The 16873-nt window shown below is 46.9% G+C and carries 18 protein-coding genes; 6 read left to right on the plus strand and 12 right to left on the minus strand.

Annotated features, from left to right (window positions below):
* Positions 1–8: 8 nt before the first annotated feature.
* The 5 genes from Q0882_RS11565 to trmH all read right to left on the minus strand — a co-directional run bounded on the left by Q0882_RS11565 (position 9) and on the right by trmH (position 5840).
* Positions 9–173, minus strand: a complete 165-nt coding sequence (locus Q0882_RS11565) for a hypothetical protein (RefSeq protein WP_299181755.1) — start codon at positions 171–173, stop codon at positions 9–11.
* 44 nt (positions 174–217) lie between these two features.
* Positions 218–1246 (minus strand): TAXI family TRAP transporter solute-binding subunit, encoded by a 1029-nt coding sequence (locus Q0882_RS11570; RefSeq protein ID WP_299181756.1) that lies wholly within the window; start codon positions 1244–1246, stop codon positions 218–220.
* Positions 1247–1609: 363 nt separating this feature from the next.
* Entirely contained in the window at positions 1610–3013 is a 1404-nt protein-coding gene (locus tag Q0882_RS11575) for a sigma-54 dependent transcriptional regulator (RefSeq protein ID WP_299181758.1), read from the minus strand.
* The gene (locus Q0882_RS11580; protein ID WP_299181760.1) at positions 3006–5069 is read right to left on the minus strand and encodes an ATP-binding protein; all 2064 of its coding nucleotides are present in this window, start codon (positions 5067–5069) and stop codon (positions 3006–3008) included. The genes Q0882_RS11575 and Q0882_RS11580 overlap by 8 nt, the downstream gene beginning before the upstream one ends.
* Positions 5070–5123: 54 nt before the next feature.
* Positions 5124–5840, minus strand: coding sequence for a tRNA (guanosine(18)-2'-O)-methyltransferase TrmH (gene trmH, locus Q0882_RS11585; protein ID WP_299181762.1), 717 nt, complete (start codon positions 5838–5840; stop codon positions 5124–5126).
* A gap of 106 nt (positions 5841–5946) precedes the next feature.
* On the opposite strand from trmH, the gene Q0882_RS11590 reads away from it, so the two are divergent.
* From Q0882_RS11590 to arsJ, 4 genes are all read left to right on the plus strand, one after another.
* The gene (locus Q0882_RS11590) at positions 5947–6813 is read left to right on the plus strand and encodes a prephenate dehydratase (RefSeq protein ID WP_299181764.1); all 867 of its coding nucleotides are present in this window, start codon (positions 5947–5949) and stop codon (positions 6811–6813) included.
* A gap of 443 nt (positions 6814–7256) precedes the next feature.
* Complete coding sequence (locus Q0882_RS11595) at positions 7257–7580, plus strand: metalloregulator ArsR/SmtB family transcription factor (RefSeq protein WP_299181881.1); 324 nt, start codon at positions 7257–7259, stop codon at positions 7578–7580.
* 6 nt (positions 7581–7586) lie between these two features.
* On the plus strand, positions 7587–8597 hold the full coding sequence (locus tag Q0882_RS11600) for an ArsJ-associated glyceraldehyde-3-phosphate dehydrogenase (protein ID WP_299181767.1): 1011 nt from the start codon (positions 7587–7589) through the stop codon (positions 8595–8597).
* Positions 8594–9793: an organoarsenical effux MFS transporter ArsJ gene (gene arsJ, locus Q0882_RS11605; protein ID WP_299181770.1), complete on the plus strand. Its 1200-nt coding sequence runs from the start codon at positions 8594–8596 to the stop codon at positions 9791–9793. Before Q0882_RS11600 ends, arsJ begins: the two co-directional genes overlap by 4 nt.
* Before the next feature lie 33 nt (positions 9794–9826).
* Here the strand turns inward: arsJ and tcdA are convergent, their stop codons facing one another.
* The 7 genes from tcdA to Q0882_RS11640 form a co-directional block, all read right to left on the minus strand.
* The gene (tcdA, locus tag Q0882_RS11610) at positions 9827–10627 is read right to left on the minus strand and encodes a tRNA cyclic N6-threonylcarbamoyladenosine(37) synthase TcdA (RefSeq protein WP_299181773.1); all 801 of its coding nucleotides are present in this window, start codon (positions 10625–10627) and stop codon (positions 9827–9829) included.
* Positions 10628–10658: 31 nt separating this feature from the next.
* Positions 10659–10877: a hypothetical protein gene (locus Q0882_RS11615; RefSeq protein WP_299181775.1), complete on the minus strand. Its 219-nt coding sequence runs from the start codon at positions 10875–10877 to the stop codon at positions 10659–10661.
* Between the two features lie 14 nt (positions 10878–10891).
* Positions 10892–11569: a TIGR01621 family pseudouridine synthase gene (locus tag Q0882_RS11620; RefSeq protein ID WP_299181777.1), complete on the minus strand. Its 678-nt coding sequence runs from the start codon at positions 11567–11569 to the stop codon at positions 10892–10894.
* Between the two features lie 100 nt (positions 11570–11669).
* Positions 11670–12035 carry a hypothetical protein gene (locus Q0882_RS11625; RefSeq protein WP_299181780.1) on the minus strand — a complete coding sequence of 122 codons (366 nt, stop codon included), beginning with the start codon at positions 12033–12035 and terminating at the stop codon, positions 11670–11672.
* Between the two features lie 100 nt (positions 12036–12135).
* Positions 12136–12840, minus strand: coding sequence for a DnaA regulatory inactivator Hda (gene hda / locus Q0882_RS11630; RefSeq protein ID WP_299181783.1), 705 nt, complete (start codon positions 12838–12840; stop codon positions 12136–12138).
* A gap of 3 nt (positions 12841–12843) precedes the next feature.
* Positions 12844–13929, minus strand: a complete 1086-nt coding sequence (locus Q0882_RS11635) for an AI-2E family transporter (protein WP_299181786.1) — start codon at positions 13927–13929, stop codon at positions 12844–12846.
* 15 nt (positions 13930–13944) lie between these two features.
* The gene (locus tag Q0882_RS11640; RefSeq protein WP_299181788.1) at positions 13945–14988 is read right to left on the minus strand and encodes a DUF2066 domain-containing protein; all 1044 of its coding nucleotides are present in this window, start codon (positions 14986–14988) and stop codon (positions 13945–13947) included.
* Between the two features lie 162 nt (positions 14989–15150).
* Between Q0882_RS11640 and purM the strand changes: the two genes are divergently transcribed.
* Complete coding sequence (purM, locus tag Q0882_RS11645) at positions 15151–16209, plus strand: phosphoribosylformylglycinamidine cyclo-ligase (RefSeq protein ID WP_299181790.1); 1059 nt, start codon at positions 15151–15153, stop codon at positions 16207–16209.
* An 8-nt stretch (positions 16210–16217) separates the two neighbouring features.
* The gene (gene purN, locus Q0882_RS11650) at positions 16218–16865 is read left to right on the plus strand and encodes a phosphoribosylglycinamide formyltransferase (RefSeq protein ID WP_299181792.1); all 648 of its coding nucleotides are present in this window, start codon (positions 16218–16220) and stop codon (positions 16863–16865) included.
* The last annotated feature ends 8 nt before the right edge of the window (positions 16866–16873 follow it).

The raw sequence follows: 16873 nt of genomic DNA on the forward strand, positions 1-16873 counted from the left end.
CGCAACTGTTATTCATCCAAACGAACAATCTGTTTCAGGAGAACCTGAAGCAATAGAGGGATCGCTGGAGAGAAAAACGATGGATAGGTGGTGCAGACCGCAACCTCGCTGGTAGTTGAGTCTGCACCGGTTCGAACACAGGATTGTGCGAGGAACCCTTCTAAGACAATCAATAGCCTGTATAGGTTCCTCAATTCAACACACGGAATAAGATGCCTTAGTTGGCAATCAGGTGCACTGGAATATCAATCCCCTGCTCTTTATAAAAACGAGCAGCACCCGGATGCAGAGGCACCGGTAATCCTGCAATCGCCTTCTCAACAGACATCGCTTTAGTTGCTTTATGGATTCCATTCAGGAATGGTAAGTTTTCATAGATTGTTTTAGTCAGTAGATACACGTCCTCTTCTGACACGCTATCACGTACGGCCAGGAAATTTGGCTGAGCCATAGTATTGATATCTTTTGTCTGACCCGGATAGGTATTCGCAGGGATCACATAACGTGTCCAAAGCTTGTAACCGCCGTTAGCGTCTTTGATCTGCTGATCTGAGAAATCCAGAACGTTAATATCACTGCCCAATGCTGCATACGCGCGGGTGATTGCTGAGGTAGGGACACCGGAAGGAATATTCATCCCCTCAATCGTACCGTTTTGTAGTGCATCTGCCGAAGCACCGTAACCCATATGAGCAAGATTGAACCCATCAGGGTTTACACCCAGATTACCCAGAATTGTTCGGCCTGAACCTTCCGTACCTGAATTTTTCTTGCCGATTGAAAATTTCTTGCCCATCAATCCATTGATATCATCAATGGTTCCACTCTTAACAAAATCACTCTTAACAACAAACTGCTCAACGTTCTGCCAGAGCATTGTCACTGAGCGGAGGCTTTTAATCGCGCCGCTCTCTTTCAAACGACCTTCGCCATTCCAGGCCCAGGCACCATATAATCCCTGCAAAATAGCGAACTGCGCTTCGTTTTCATTAATCAATTTTACATTTTCACCCGAGCCCGCAGAGTTGATAGCAGACATTGAGATCTTATGCTTGGGTTCAAGCTTTACTTTAGTTAGCGTTGCTAAAGCAACACCCACAGGATAATAAGTACCCCCCGTGGACGCGGTCGCCAGAATATAGGAACGTTTCTCTGCTGCCTGAACCATACCGGCTGTGCCGATCGCCGTCGTCATGGCCAGTGCCAGTCCCATTCCTTTAATAAAAGTGCGTTTTGTTATTGTCATCCTCTTTACCTTCTAAGTCTGAGGTTTTTATTAAAATTTAGTAACGACTTAGTAATAGCAATACTAATGCCAACAAAATAAAGAAAAAAATAACCATTAAATATCAATAGGTTACAGAAGACACCATCATAAAGGAAGCGATAAATAAGCAAGAAACCGCCTATCAGGGCTAAAATCACTAAGCAAAAAGATGCTCATTTTAGTTTGATCGAGGATGTATAAGCCGTAATACAGGTCACCATGAGCCAGAATTGAGCGCTAAACCCCTACATAAATCGCATAGGCAAAAAACTGCCTACCAATACAGCAGGCCCGATCAAGAGTGCGCTAAGCGCGCTTTATGAGACACAAAGAGCTCTACCTCTACTCATCCCCCTGATGGGTAAAGTCATTTCTGGAGATACCGTACTTTGCCATCTTCTGATTTAACGTTCGGCGCGGCAGGTCCAGCAACTCCATAACGGCTTTAATATTTCCCTGCTCCGATTCCAGCGCATGTCGGATAACCTCCGCCTCAAAAGCTGCAACCTGTATCGATAAAGGCTGATTCAGATCGGTATTCAGGAACGACCCCTGCAGACTTTTATCATCTGGGAACAAAATATCTGAAACTGACACGCGCTTATCCAGAGCGTAGCGCATTGCGATATTTTTTAACTCACGTACATTCCCTGGCCATTGATAGCTCTGCAGCGTACGTATATCGTTCTCTGGAAGAATACGCTTCTCACATTGATGGTCTTCAGAGGTCATTCTCACATAATGCTCAAACAACAATGGAACATCTTCTGACCGATCCCGCAGGGGAGGAATATAAAGCTGCGATACGTTCAATCGGTAAAACAGATCCTCACGGAAAGATTCATCTTCACGCAGATCGGTTTTGGCCGCAGCGATGACCCGAAGGTCAACTTCAATAGGCTCATTGCCACCTAAACGCTCAATCACTCCCTCCTGTAGTGCACGAAGCAGTTTAATCTGCAGATGCAGCGGCATACTTTCTATCTCGTCCAGAAACAGTGTGCCCCCATTTGCGTATTCAAATTTTCCGATGCGCCGCTTTGCAGCTCCCGTAAATGCGCCCGCTTCATGACCAAACAACTCGCTTTCAATCAAAGATTCAGGAATCGCACCACAGTTAATCGGGACAAAATGCCCTTTCTGACGGTGACTGAACTGGTGTAACGATTGCGCCACCAACTCTTTGCCAGTACCTGTTTCACCATAGATAATGACATTGGTATCCAGCTCACCCAACGTTATTATCTCCTGCTTTAAGCGCTGAATCGCCGGCGAGATTCCGATAAGGCGACTATCTATTCCACTGGCAGAAGATAGGTGTTGCTGCAACCGAAGGTTCTCCAGCATCAACCTTCGTTTTTCACATGCCCTCTGGATTGTTTCGACAAGACGCTCCGGATTGAACGGTTTTTCGATAAAGTCATATGCCCCCTTGCGCATCGCCCCGATCGCCATATCCACATCACCATGACCGGTTACCAGCACAACGGGTAATCCCGGAACAATATCCAGAATCTCCTCCATCAGCTCAAGACCATCTTTCTCCGGCATTTTTACATCACTGACAACGACGCCAGGAAAAACCTCAGACACATGAGTTAAAGCCTGGGCCGCACCGTCACAACCGATCACATCAAAACCTGCCATCTGTAGCCACTTCTCGGTTGAGCGGCGCACCATAGCCTCATCATCCACCAGTAAAACCAACCCTCTCGAGGGTTGCTCAGTTCTCCTGATATCAACCATTATACTTCTCCCGATCTTCACATAATGGCAATGAAACCCTGAAAAAAGCCCCTATTTCTCTATTTTCGGCGCTAATTTCACCACCAAGATCACGCAAAATTGAGCGAACAATAGCAAGCCCTAACCCAAGACCCGCACCAATTTTCTTTGAGGTTACAAATGGATCAAACAGCTGTTGTAATAATGAAGACTCTATACCCGGACCGCTATCCGATACTTCCAGCACGATGATGCTGCCCTTCTCATACAACTGGATAGTGATTTGTTTCATCACCGAACCATCCAGAGCATCCAGCGAGTTTTTAATCAGATTGACAACAACCTGCTCCAACCTCGCACTATCCCCTTCAACATAGAGCGCGTGTTCAGGCATCAGAAGCTGAATATCCACCTCCTGCTCAGTAACCCGTTGCTTAAACATCTGCAGAGAATGTTCAACCGCCATCTGCATTGAAACCGGCTGTCTTTGCTCCGGTTTTTTATATGCGTAGGTTTTCAGCTGTGTCGTAATCTGAGCCATCCTCTGGGTCAGCATATCCATCTCAACCAGACTCTCCTCAAGCATCTCAGGCTGACTCATGACCTGACGACAGATCGCCACGTAGTTTCTAATCGCTGTGAGAGGCTGATTTAACTCATGTACTATCGCGGTAGACATCCGCCCTAACACAGCCATTTTGCCTGCTTGGATCAGTTCATCCTGTGCTTCATGTAGTGCCTGAGTCCGTTCTTTAACTTTATGTTCCAATGATTCATTAGCACTTTTTAACGCCAGTTCGAGTCCCTTCCTGCGAGAGATATCGATCAGAGTAACAAGGTATTGGTGATAGGTATGCTGTTGCATACGACGAATAGAGATCATCAGGGGAAATTCTGTACCATCCCCACGAATACCCACAGCTTCATATCCGATCAAGGGTGAAAACCCCCGCTCACCCAGTCTTGAAATTAAACGCTCAATAGGCGTGACACCCTCAGCGGAGAGTAGTGATATCAGAGGCTTTTGAAGAATCAGCTGGCTTGAGACTGAAAACTGTTGCAAAGCCATCTCATTCGCAAATGTAATGCGCCCCGTTTCATCGATGAGAATCAACCCCACCTGTGCATTGTTTATGATCGCTTTTTGACGCGCTTCACTCTTAGCCAGCGCTGCCCGTGTTTCATTCTGTGAACGGAGCTTAAGTTGACGCTCCCTGAAAAAAAGTCCGAACAATCCAGCAGCAATACAGCCCCCAAATGCAAAAAGGACCGCATTCCTAACATTTCTCTGCACCACTTCGGTGTCACTGAGGGCGATCACCTCCCATTGGAGATCATCCAGAATAACTTTGCGTGCCAACCAGCGTTCATCACCGTGCGACCATAACTCTGCCCTGATCCCGTTACTTAGATGACTGCTAGTGATACGCGCCTGCTCCTCAAGATTTTCAAATAATGAGAAGGACCCATTACTAAAAAACAGCACCCCATCTTGATTACTAATCAGCACCGTACCAAGGGTTTTTAACTGATCAACTAACTTATTCAGCTTAATACGGACAACAGCCACACCCTCAAATGCGCGATCAACATAGATAGGCGAGGAAAGGTAATAGGCGGGGTTTCTACGCTCACGATTGAGACTGAATTGCCGACCTCTTTGACCCTCTACTGCTTGCAGATAGTAGTTATGTTGATTATGCGGGGCTAGAAGATAGCGATTATTGTCACGCCAGTTGCTATCAGCCTGGGCATACCCTCGAGCATCCAGAACAAATAAACCCGAAGCACCCGCGACAAGATTAATCTTTTCTAAGTAAAGATTGACTGCATCACGCTCACTACTCTGGCCAGTCTGAAGTAGAGTTTTGACGTCAGAATCCTGAGAGATCAAAAAAGGCAGATAGTGATAACTATCCAAGGTTGATCGTAGCTGAGTGATCACACTCAATAACTCATCAGAGCCCTTCTGGTGCAAACGCTGTAACGTCCAGTCTTTCACTACCGAAGCTACCTGCCAGGTAAATACGATAGTGAACAGAAGAAACAATATAAAACCTACAAGACGTCGATTCACATGAAGACTCTTAACTTATAATGGGATCAGCTTAGCACTCTGACAAAAGATCGCTCATACCGCCACACCGTCCCACTCAAAACATTCCGCCCTTCCCTCTTTAACTCTTCGATACCAGCCAGGTGCATCAAGCACATCACCAATCTCATTCAGCGGTGGGTAAGCTAATCCATTCTCGCGACAGAACCGTGCGAGGTCACGATTTCCCCACTCAAATAGTGTACGTGCAACTTCGTTATCGCTGAGCCTGGGTTGATCATACATCCCCGCCTGAATTCTCTGGTGTTGAGCTTCAACCAAAATAATGCCTGCCGCGGTAGATACATTGAGGGAACTCACCATCCCCATCATTGGTATCGTGATATGTTCATCTGCCATCTCGGCTGCAACCTGGCTAACCCCCTGCTTCTCCGCTCCCATCAATACTGCACAGGGTTGAGTATAATCATAAGACCTATAATCGATCGCCCGATCAGAAAAATGGGCCGCAACAACAGACATTCCTGCAGATTTAACCTTCTGTATCGCCTCCTCGACAGATGAATGCGCCTGCGTTTTAACATAAAAATCACTACCTTTAGCCGTCCCTCTATAAGTACGATAGCCCTCTTTAGGAACGACGGTATGGATCTGATGGATCCCGACAGCATCACAGTTTCGAATCAGGGCAGAGAGATTTCTGGGCTTATTTACCTGATCAGCGATGAGGCTAAGATCTGGCTGGCGACGATAGAGGACTTGCTGTAGTTTGGCTGTTCTTTCAGGTGTCATAGTCGTATTTGTTCGAATAAATTAACTGCGCGAACAGTAACAGAGTTTCTATCTCTGTGTAATAATACGCCCCTCTCAAAGATGGATTAACTTCGAACACAACGCTATGACCAATCTGCCAGCAATTATCGCCTACCAGGGCGTACCCGGTGCCTATTCTCACCTTTCCTGCCGCAAGGCTCACCCGGAACTGGAAGCTCAGGCCTGCGCTACCTTTGCTGATGCCATGTTTATGGTCGAAGGGGGTAAGGCTCGCTTAGCGATGATCCCGCTGGAAAATTCAACCGCTGGCAGGGTTGAAGAGATCTATCGCCTGATGCCGAAGACCAAACTACATATCGTGGGTGAGCATTTCGAACCGGTCAACCACTGCCTTCTGGCCCCAAAGGGGACTAGGATCGAAGATATTAAATTTGTTTCCTCACACCCTCAGGCACTGGCCCAGTGCGATGGTCATATCAACGAGCTTGGAATCACCCCCACGGCAAGCCTGGATACAGCAGGCGCGGCCGCGGACCTCAGTCAAACCCCGTCACAGGGACATGCTGCGATAGCATCCAGCCTTGCGGCTGAGCTTTATCAACTGGAAATCATTCGTGATAATTTCCAGGATAAAAGCGGTAACACCACCCGCTTTTTGATTCTTGCGCGCGACAGCCATATGCCTGATCTGGATAAAAACACGCGATTTATGACATCGATCATGTTTACCGTCCGAAATATTCCCGCCGCCTTATATAAAGCACTGGGAGGCTTTTCTACCAATGGGGTAAACATGCTCAAACTTGAGAGCTATATGGCATCTGACTCCATGACAGCAACCAGCTTCCATCTTGATGTCGAGGGACATCCTGACCAGAAGAAGATGAAGTATGCTCTACAGGAGCTGGATTTCTTTGCGAAAGATGTACGCATCATGGGCACCTACCCCTGGCACCCTTACCGCTCTAGAGATGACCAGATTATCGAGTAACTGACGCATCTGATTAATCTTTTCTCCAGCAACTCTTTTAATAAAGCAGCCGACCGGCTGCTTTTTAATGAATAGCCCCTTGAAGCAAAGTTATCCGCCAAATGACAATCGATCCACTAAATTTCACTATCGCAAAAATATTGCTGCAAAAGTAGATATAACCCTCTGTAATTAAATACCAAAGTCCTATGTTGCAATGCAGCAATTGCCCTCATACTTACAGGGCAATTGAGAATTAATTCTTCATAAAGTGTGAGGATTTTGTACTCATCTGCATCCCATCTTCAACTCTGGCCTCGCCATGAGTTAACGCATTTTTAGCCCCTTCAATGGGGCTTTTTTTCTTCGACAACATTTTAAGCGCTCAGTCATAGTAATCAGGTATTGATTATATTAATCAGATTGGACATCATATACGCCAAAGCATATATGAATGATTAATGATGTTGCCTTCAGTCTTTTTTAAGAGTCTCTCTGACGAAACCCGCCTGCATATTCTAATGCTGCTTCACGCGCATGAGGAGTTGTGTGTGTGTGATATAACCTCACTACTGGAATTGAGCCAGCCCAAAATTTCGAGACACCTGGCTCAGCTGCGCAACCTAAACATTCTTCAGGGACGCAAACAGGGGCGCTGGGTCTACTACCGGATACACCCGGACCTTCCCCAATGGGTGCGACTGACCATAGAAAACTGCGCAGAAGGCAACAAACAGCAGTTCAGCTATTTGCTTGATAAACCTGTCACCTCAAATATTTGCGAGTAACCTAATATGACTATCAAAATCGGGATTAATGGCTTTGGGCGAATGGGACGACTGGTGCTTCGGGCATCATGGGACTGGCCAGAATTTGAATTCATCCAGATCAACGACCCTATGGGGGATGCAGAGACGCTTGCTCACCTTCTTAATTTCGATTCTGTACATGGTACCTGGTCTAACAACGCAACCGCGGAAGGCAATCGAATCACTGTCGGCGACCAGGAAATCAGCGTTAGCCAAAACAGAGAGATCCATGAAACAGATTGGTCTGAATGCGATCTCGTTTTTGAAGCCAGCGGTGTCATGAAAGAGAAATCTCTGCTTGAAGAGTATCTTAAGCAGGGCGTAAAGCAGGTCGTAGTAACCGCTCCGGTTAAAGAGGATGGCATCCTCAATCTGGTGATGGGAATCAACCACTCGTTATACGAAAAAGGAACCTACCCAATTGTAACGGCAGCCTCATGTACCACTAACTGCCTCGCCCCTGTCATCAAAGTTATCCATGAAAAGATCGGAATAAAACATGGTTCGATGACCACGGTTCACGATATTACAAACACACAAACTATTCTGGATGCCCCACACAAAGACCTTCGGCGTGCACGGGCTTGCGGGATGAGCCTTATTCCAACAACGACCGGTTCTGCGAAAGCTATCACTCAGATTTTCCCTGAGTTGAGCGGCAAACTGAATGGTCATGCCATCAGGGTTCCACTGGCCAACGCCTCTTTGACAGATATGGTTTTTGAACTGGAGCGCGAGACTACAGAGCGGGAAGTTAATACCCTTTTTGAAACCGCCGCTTCCGGTGAACTCAAGGGAATCCTGGGTTACGAGGAGCGTCCACTGGTCTCCATAGATTATCGAACAGATCCGCGCTCAAGCATTATTGATGCGCTTTCCACTATGGTGATCAATGGCACTCAACTAAAGCTCTACGCATGGTATGACAACGAATGGGGTTACGCTAATCGCACAGCAGAACTCGCTAGATACGTGATGGATTACAGTAGCAAATGACCGCCCTTTCCTCACAAGCCATCCGCCAATACCTGATTGTTACCGGAAATTATTGGGGATTTACGCTGACTGATGGTGCACTGCGCATGCTGGTGGTGCTCCATTTTCATCAACTCGGCTATAGCGCTCTCAGCATCGCGATGCTGTTTCTTTTCTATGAGTTTTTTGGCGTTATCACCAATCTTGTGGGGGGCTGGCTGGGCGCCAGAATCGGCCTGAATAAAACCATGAACATCGGACTGAGTTTACAGGCGGCCGCTCTTCTGATGCTAACCCTTCCATCGGAGTTTCTTTCGATCCCCTGGGTGATGGCCGCTCAGGCTTTATCCGGCATTGCGAAAGATCTCAATAAAATGAGCGCCAAGAGCTCAGTCAAATCTCTTATTCAGCATGGCGCCGAAGGCACCCTATTTAAATGGGTTGCCATACTGACTGGTTCTAAGAACACCCTCAAAGGGCTAGGTTTTTTCATGGGGGGGCTGCTACTAAATCTATCAGGCTTCCAAGGGGCGATGTGGTTGATGCTCAGCCTGATCTCACTGGTATTAGTCCTCAGCCTCATACTGCTCAATAAGGAGCTTGGGGTTGCCAAGAACAAACCTAAATTCACCGAGATCTTTTCTAACAGCCGCGCTATCAATATTCTCTCTGCAGCACGTCTTTTCCTGTTTGCCTCACGTGATGTCTGGTTTGTGGTCGCCCTGCCCGTTTTTTTAAGCGAACACTTTAAATGGGATTTCTGGCAAGTTGGCGGGTTTATGGCACTTTGGATTATTGCGTATGGTTTTATACAAACACTCGCCCCCGTAGTGACATCTCGAAGAGATGGAAAAACACCAGACGGGGTGAGTGCATTAAGTTGGGCAATAGCGCTAGCCACTGTTCCCCTTATGATCGCGCAGGGTTATGAACAACAGTCAGTACTACTGGGTGGGCTTCTTATTTACGGCATCTTCTTTGCGATTAACAGCTCACTTCACAGTTACCTGATCATCAGCTATGCACGTGAAGATGGGGCATCATTAGACGTGGGCTTTTATTACATGGCTAATGCTATAGGCAGACTGCTCGGCACCGTTCTATCGGGTCTTTTATTCCAGTTCTGGGGCCTTGAAGCATGTCTCTACCTATCTGCAACATTGATCATCTTAACCGCCGTGATCTCAATAGCCCTGCCTAGGGATAGAAGCTGCTAGCTCACAAATATACAGTCATAGCACTCCATCATACTATGACTGTTGTTGCTGTCGCTCCCAACGCTTTTGCATTTTTTCAAGCACTCGCGCCACCGCTGCAAAACCAAAAGTTGCAGTAACACAGGTTGAAGCACCAAATCCCCCAGCGCAATCCAGACGGGTATTGCCATCAGATACACTCTTTTGTGCACAGACAGTCCCATCTGGTTGGGGATATACCAACTGCTCAGTAGAGTAAACACAATCAACAGAGAACCGCCTGCCACTTTTACTAAAACGGTAATGACGACGCAGAAACGAACGAACTTTGGCAGCAAGAGGGTCGTGATTGGTCTTTGACAGATCACAGATCTCAATCTTTGTAGGATCCATCTGCCCCCCGGCCCCACCTACGGTGATGATAGGAATTTTCCGATAGGAGCAGTGGGCTATCAGTGCAGCTTTTTCTTTGACGCTGTCAATCGCATCAATAACATAATCAAACTCACTGGTGATCAATTCAGGAATATTCTCACGGGTTATAAAGTCTTCAACTTCAACCACTTCACATTCCGGATTTATCAATTTAATCCGCTCGGCCATCGCTTCAGTCTTTGAACGACCAATATTGCCATCGAGCGCATGAATCTGTCGGTTTGTATTGGTGATGCAGATATCATCCAGATCGATCAACGTGATCTTACCGATTGCTGTACGCGCGAGCGCCTCAGCCACCCATGAGCCCACTCCACCTATTCCGATGACACAGATGTGTGCATGTCGAAACCTATCAACGGAATCGTTGCCATACAATCGACGGGTACCACCAAACCTGTTTTCAAACCCAGAAGACAAATTCACTCTCCAATAAAATAGTAGAACCGCTTTAGAACTCTTCGTCAGTGAGCTCTGTCAGGATAACTGTGCCGCACTTAGCGCATTTTCCCTCGATGAAGATGGTCTCATTGAGTTCATACTCTTCCGGCTCAACCATCCCCAAATTCACCTCCTGGCAATGGTCACACCAAGTCTGTTCCAGAAACGCCTTCTTATCCTCTTCACTTCGAAGGTTAAAATCTCTTTCGATACGCTCGTTATCACTCATGACAGATACTCTTACTATTTAATGTTGGGCCAATTCAGGGCTTCAGGATCAGAAAAGTGCTGCGTTATAGCATGTATGCAAGCTTCATCAAAGAACTCACCTTCACTCGGCAGACTCAGGTAGCTATATTCCTCTCCTGCATAGACAAAGCCTAACGAGTATGCATGCAGATAAGTGCGATCAGACACTACGCCACTATAGAGCTTATCGCCCAGTATAGCCGCTCCTTCACTTTTCAACGCAACACGAATCTGATGGGTCTTACCTGTTGTCGGTTTTAGCAAAAAAAGACGATAACCGGGTTTAACTGAGCAACTGAAAAATTGAGTTATCGCTGGGTTTCTGCGTGTTTTAAGCAGCTTCCACATCCCACGTCTGGATCTATCCATATCGCCACAGATCAATCCCTGCTTTCGACGTGGCTTACCCTTGGAGATAGCCAGATAAAACTTCTTAACCTGACGAGAACGAAACTGCTCAGCTAAGGCCGAAGCCGCCTGGGCAGACTTAGCAAATACCATCACCCCAGATGTGACTTTATCCAGCCGATGCACCAGATAGATTTGTTCCAGTGCAAGATCTTTTTGAAGCTGCATAGTGAGACCGGCAATCTCTTGATCTTTATGCACACTTATACCCGGTGATTTATCAATCACCAACAATTCAGCGGTTTGATCAAGAATTCGATACACTCGGCCACCTCTAAAAAGCGGCATAATGAGGGAGTTGAGTTGATAATTCAAGAGGCGGGAAATTGATCTCCCACCTCTCTCCCATAAACGCAGATACTGATTAAAGTTGAGCGATTCTTTTTAGGAATTTATCCACTTTATCTGTATAGATATGAAAAACCACCCCTCGCTCTGACAACGCTTCTTTAAGCACCTTTACTTCGAGGCAGGCAATATTATCTTCAACAAATTTAACAGCTGAGAACCGTTCGTCACTGCCTTTGATATTAACAAACTTCACGCCATCCGCACTGAGCAATAAACGCTTTTCTGTTGCAGCAATATAGCCCTTATACCACTCTCGCCCCAGCACTTCCCCCTTGCGGTTCTTATGTGTCACAGTGAAGCGGACATTATTGTGTTTAACCTTAATGCCCTCTTTATCCAGCTTCCTCTGTAGTTTATCACTGATATGTTGACTGCCCATCACGACCTCCAGATCCCACAAAAAACGGCTACACCTATTGTGCATTACGCAGCCGCGAAAAGGAGTGACAATCTGATGAAGGTTTCAGCAAAAGAGGTGTTTACAGACCAGTGACTTCTTTAATGAAAGGAATTGTAACTTTGCGCTGGGCACTCAGAGAAGCCTGATCAAGCGTATCAAGAAGCATTGCCAGATCATTCATATTACGACTGGCATGGTGCAACAGGAATCGAGCAACCTCATCCGAGAACTCGAGCCCCCGCGCGCTAGCCCGCATCTGAATAGCTTTCAGTTTGGTGTCGTCATCTAAGGCTTGTACCTGGAAAACAATCCCCCAACTCAGGCGAGAAGCAAGATCGGGCAGATTAACCCCTAAATAACGAGGTGCAGCAGATGCTGCAATGATGAGTGTATTCCCTTGCTCTCTGATACGGTTGAAAAAATGGAACAGCGCCTCTTCCCAGGATCGTTCACCTACCACAGCAGCGATACCATCAAGGCACACAAGATCTAAGTATTCCATCCCTTCAAGAATACCTGCACCCAACTGCTTTAACTCATCCAATGGAAGATATGCTGCCGTTCGCCCCACCGGGTCAGCCTCATGGCATACCGCTTGTAAAAGGTGGGTGCAACCAACTCCTGCACCTCCCCAGATATAGATAAATTGCTCGCCTTCTCCACGCGCCGCAGCCTTTAAATTTGCGCAAAGCAACTCATTGCCTTGAGCATAAAAGTTCTCAAAGCGGGCATCGTCACGCAGGCTTACGGAAAGCGGTATCTGAAATGGGTGATTAGTCGTCATTCACTATGGTTCAGGTTGTTCTAATTCTTTCTGGTGATCAGAGGCATACAGGGTACTACTTTTGTAACCCTCATGTAGATGTCGCAGTAACACCATAATTACAGCAGCAACCGGCAGTGCCAATAACACACCGACAAAGCCAAAAAGTTGTCCGCCTGCCATAATAGCAAAAATTACCGCAACTGGATGCAAGCCGATACGATCACCGACCAGCAACGGGGTTAATAACATGCCTTCCAATAGCTGCCCCACGATGAAAACAACCCCAACATAACCAAGTACTATGGGATCCTGAAACTGCATAAATGCAGCAACACTGGCAACAGCTATACCAATAATAAACCCCATATAGGGCACAATACTAGCAAGGCCAGCGATCATACCAACCAACAGCGCCAGATCAAGTCCTACGATCCATAATCCACTGGCATATACAACGCCTAATGCAAACATGACCAGAAGCTGCCCCTTCATAAAGGCGCCGAGAACCTCATCGCACTCTGCGGCCCAGATAGAGACTTTTGGCTCAATGTTTCTTGGAAGCAGATGCTTTATCCGGTCAACCATAAGATCCCAGTCGCGGAGCAGATAAAAAGTCACTACAGGTATCAATACAAGATTAGCAACCCAAGCGACAACAGCCAGGCCTGATCGGGTAATGCCTCCAAGCAGTTGCGTCATGATATCGCTGGTTTTCTGGAGATCCCCCACAATGATTTTTTTAACATTGGCAAAATCAAACGCACCAGGATCCAGACTGAAGGTTGTTAAGATCCAGGGGAATACTCTCTGCTCAAAGAGCTCAATTGCCTGAGGTACCCTTTCAAATAGCATCTGTATCTGATAACCGAGTTTTGGAATAAATATCAGAAATAACATCACCACAAATGCGGTCATAGCGATAAAAACGATAACGACCGATGTTGTTCGTGACAATCCTGATAGCTCTAACCTATCAGCTACCGGGTCGGCCAGGTAAGCTAAAAGCGCACCGACCAGAAACGGAGAGAGGATTGGTGCCAGTAGATATACGACACCTGAAAGCACCATAGCTAATATAAGAAAAAACCAACGTTGAGATTCTGTCATAAACACTATCCCTGGTTATCCTTGCCAACTATATGAGAGTGTCTGACTACCATCAGCATTTCGCTTCAGATCAAGCGCCTGAATTCGAGGGTCAAGCCCCATGGCCTGCTGCAATTGCAGTTGATCACCATCAAGCTCCAACCTAAATACGAATTCAGAACCATTTATCCGCTCAATGCTGACCAAACTCACAACCGGTAAGGATTGAAGGTAATCCGTAAACTGCACATAGTCGGCGTAGCTATTGATATTGCTAATATGTACAGCCACACCTGTCTGAAAATAACTCAAGCTATGACTGACAACCGGATTAAACAGCTGGTCAGCAGCAGTATCCACCACCTCATTCATCACATTGTTCATTTCACCTAAAGATGAATGTCGCTGTGAGCCAGAATCCGAAAATAGATCCCACTCAATTTGAGTCATTCCTGATGCAGTTTTACTCAGACGGGCTGCAATGACAGCATCGGGATTATAACGTTCAGATGCACCTCGAAGCGCCCCCTCAAACAACCCCCATAGATCACTTACCGGTAAAGCTGCCTGATCTTCAAGATCATAGAGAGGTAATTGAACAGGCAACCCCCGACGATCTGCTGCCGCTAGAAGAGCTGTTAACTCGGCACTCTCTACGGATACAAAATCACGTGTCCCGTTCAGGGAAGAAGCAAGCCACAACAGAACCGTAGGCCGATTTTCCCCCAATGGTTTTTTTCCGGTTCGGGTAATTAAGGCATCAACCAGCGCGGGATTGTAATCAAGAACCAACGCCTGCTGCTGCCCAACCTGTGATACAGCGAGAAAGCTGTACTGTTGCAAGAAATCCCCAGCAGCACCAAGCTGCTGTTTTATCTGGGAATTTCTAGCTATATCATCATCCCCTGACACCTTAACCAATACCTGCTTCAAGCCATTAAGCGTTGTCTGTTCATCCGGCATACTCACCTGCAAAGGAACAATGAGCTTTGCCCTGTAAAGATCGGCCACACTTCCAGCCATAGCACAGGGGGATAACAGAATAATCAGGGCTGAAATCAGGGTACGCTTGAAGTCCATGCAACTGCCTAAACATTTCCAGAATAAAATCGTGAGCTAACTGTACCATCCCATATAAATATTTCATATTCATTGCCCAGATGAGTGTATTCAACGGAGAGAAACGTTAGAATACGCGCAATATTTTTCTTCCTACCTCGCACATGAAAGGTTAACTGTTCCATGTCTACTGGTTCTGATAACAGCTCTTTGAGCTACAAAGATGCAGGCGTTGATATTGACGCTGGTAATGCCCTGGTTGATCGTATTAAAGGTGTAGCAAAAAGCACCGCCCGCCCAGAAGTGATGGGTGGCCTTGGGGGCTTTGGCGCGCTTTGCCGTATTCCCGAAGGTTATCGCAAGCCGGTGCTGGTTTCAGGCACCGATGGTGTTGGCACCAAACTGCGTCTGGCCATGGATCTGGGTAAACACGATACAATCGGTATCGATCTGGTAGCGATGTGTGTGAACGACTTGGTTGTTGCTGGTGCTGAGCCACTGTTTTTCCTTGATTACTATGCAACGGGTAAATTGAATGTCGACACTGCTGCAGATGTAGTCACAGGTATTGGTAAAGGCTGTGAACTATCCGGTGCAGCACTCGTTGGTGGTGAAACCGCTGAAATGCCTGGCATGTACGAAGGCGAAGACTATGATCTGGCAGGCTTCTGTACCGGTGTTGTAGAAGAAGATGAAATCATTGATGGCAGTAATGTAAAAGTTGGTGACACGTTAATCGGTTTAGCCTCCTCAGGCCCTCACTCCAACGGTTACTCCCTGATCCGCAAGATCCTGGAAGTTAGCGGTACTGAACTGACCGAAGAGATTGACGGCAAACCGTTGGCAGATGCACTGATGGCACCAACTCGTATCTACGTTAAATCATTACTAAAGCTGATCAAAGAATCTCAGGTTAACGCACTGTCTCACATTACAGGTGGGGGGTTGCTGGAAAATATCCCGCGCGTACTACCTGAGAGTGCAAAAGCTGTCATTGATACAAACTCCTGGGAACTTCCAGCTGTATTCAAATGGCTGCAGCAACAAGGGAACGTAGAGGCCACAGAGATGTACCGCACCTTTAACTGCGGTGTAGGTATGATTATCTGCGTACCTAACGACAAACAGGAAGAAGCGCTTTCCCTTCTGAAAGCAGAAGGAGAAGAAGCATGGGTTATTGGAACAATCGCTGCTGCTGAAGATGGCGAAGAGCAGGTTGACCTTGCAGGCCTGGGAGCTTAAACAGCAACATGAGTAAACGGATCGTTGTCCTGATTTCAGGGAGTGGCTCCAACCTCCAAGCGATCATGGATGCCGTCGATGCTGGCCAGATTTCTGGCCAGATCGAGGCTGTCCTAAGCAACAAAGCTGATGCTTACGGTCTGGAACGTGCCCGAAGATCTGATATTCCTGCCTTAGTGTTAAACCACAAGGACTTTGAGAGCCGTGAGCTTTTTGATTTAGCCATGATCGAGAAGATCGACCAGTACAAACCAGATCTTATCGTGCTAGCTGGCTTCATGCGGATCCTTTCAGCCCACTTTGTCCGCCACTACCGGGGGCGCATGATTAATATCCATCCATCCCTGCTACCTAAATACAAAGGCCTACACACCCACCAACGAGCTATTGACGCGGGTGACCTTGAGCATGGGTGTACCGTGCACTTTGTGACAGAAGAGCTTGATGGTGGCCCTCTAGCTGTTCAGGGAAAAGTCAGCATCGACCCGGATGATAGTGCAGAGAGCCTACAAGGCAAAATTCATAAAATCGAGCACAAAATCTACCCGTTGGCAGTGGAATGGATCTGCAGCGAGAGGCTTAAATGGACTCCTGATGGAATAATCCTGGATAACAAGCCACTAGCACTGCAAGGCTACCAATTTCACCAAGAGTAGTAACAGCC

It is taken from the genome of uncultured Neptuniibacter sp. (assembly GCF_947498015.1).
GTDB lineage: Bacteria > Pseudomonadota > Gammaproteobacteria > Pseudomonadales > Balneatricaceae > Neptuniibacter.

Excerpts from the sequence above, each read along its gene's own strand:
- Q0882_RS11640 (WP_299181788.1), bottom strand. The coding sequence starts at position 14,988 with ATGGACTTCAAGCGTACCCTGATTTCAGCCCTGATTATTCTGTTATCC.
- Q0882_RS11575 (WP_299181758.1), bottom strand. The coding sequence starts at position 3,013 with ATGGTTGATATCAGGAGAACTGAGCAACCCTCGAGAGGGTTGGTTTTA.
- arsJ (WP_299181770.1), top strand. The coding sequence starts at position 8,594 with ATGACCGCCCTTTCCTCACAAGCCATCCGCCAATACCTGATTGTTACC.
- Q0882_RS11590 (WP_299181764.1), top strand. The coding sequence starts at position 5,947 with ATGACCAATCTGCCAGCAATTATCGCCTACCAGGGCGTACCCGGTGCC.
- Q0882_RS11600 (WP_299181767.1), top strand. The coding sequence starts at position 7,587 with ATGACTATCAAAATCGGGATTAATGGCTTTGGGCGAATGGGACGACTG.
- purN (WP_299181792.1), top strand. The coding sequence starts at position 16,218 with ATGAGTAAACGGATCGTTGTCCTGATTTCAGGGAGTGGCTCCAACCTC.
- trmH (WP_299181762.1), bottom strand. The coding sequence starts at position 5,840 with ATGACACCTGAAAGAACAGCCAAACTACAGCAAGTCCTCTATCGTCGC.
- Q0882_RS11570 (WP_299181756.1), bottom strand. The coding sequence starts at position 1,246 with ATGACAATAACAAAACGCACTTTTATTAAAGGAATGGGACTGGCACTG.
- Q0882_RS11615 (WP_299181775.1), bottom strand. The coding sequence starts at position 10,877 with ATGAGTGATAACGAGCGTATCGAAAGAGATTTTAACCTTCGAAGTGAA.
- purM (WP_299181790.1), top strand. The coding sequence starts at position 15,151 with ATGTCTACTGGTTCTGATAACAGCTCTTTGAGCTACAAAGATGCAGGC.
- Q0882_RS11595 (WP_299181881.1), top strand. The coding sequence starts at position 7,257 with ATGTTGCCTTCAGTCTTTTTTAAGAGTCTCTCTGACGAAACCCGCCTG.
- Q0882_RS11635 (WP_299181786.1), bottom strand. The coding sequence starts at position 13,929 with ATGACAGAATCTCAACGTTGGTTTTTTCTTATATTAGCTATGGTGCTT.
- Q0882_RS11625 (WP_299181780.1), bottom strand. The coding sequence starts at position 12,035 with ATGGGCAGTCAACATATCAGTGATAAACTACAGAGGAAGCTGGATAAA.
- hda (WP_299181783.1), bottom strand. The coding sequence starts at position 12,840 with ATGACGACTAATCACCCATTTCAGATACCGCTTTCCGTAAGCCTGCGT.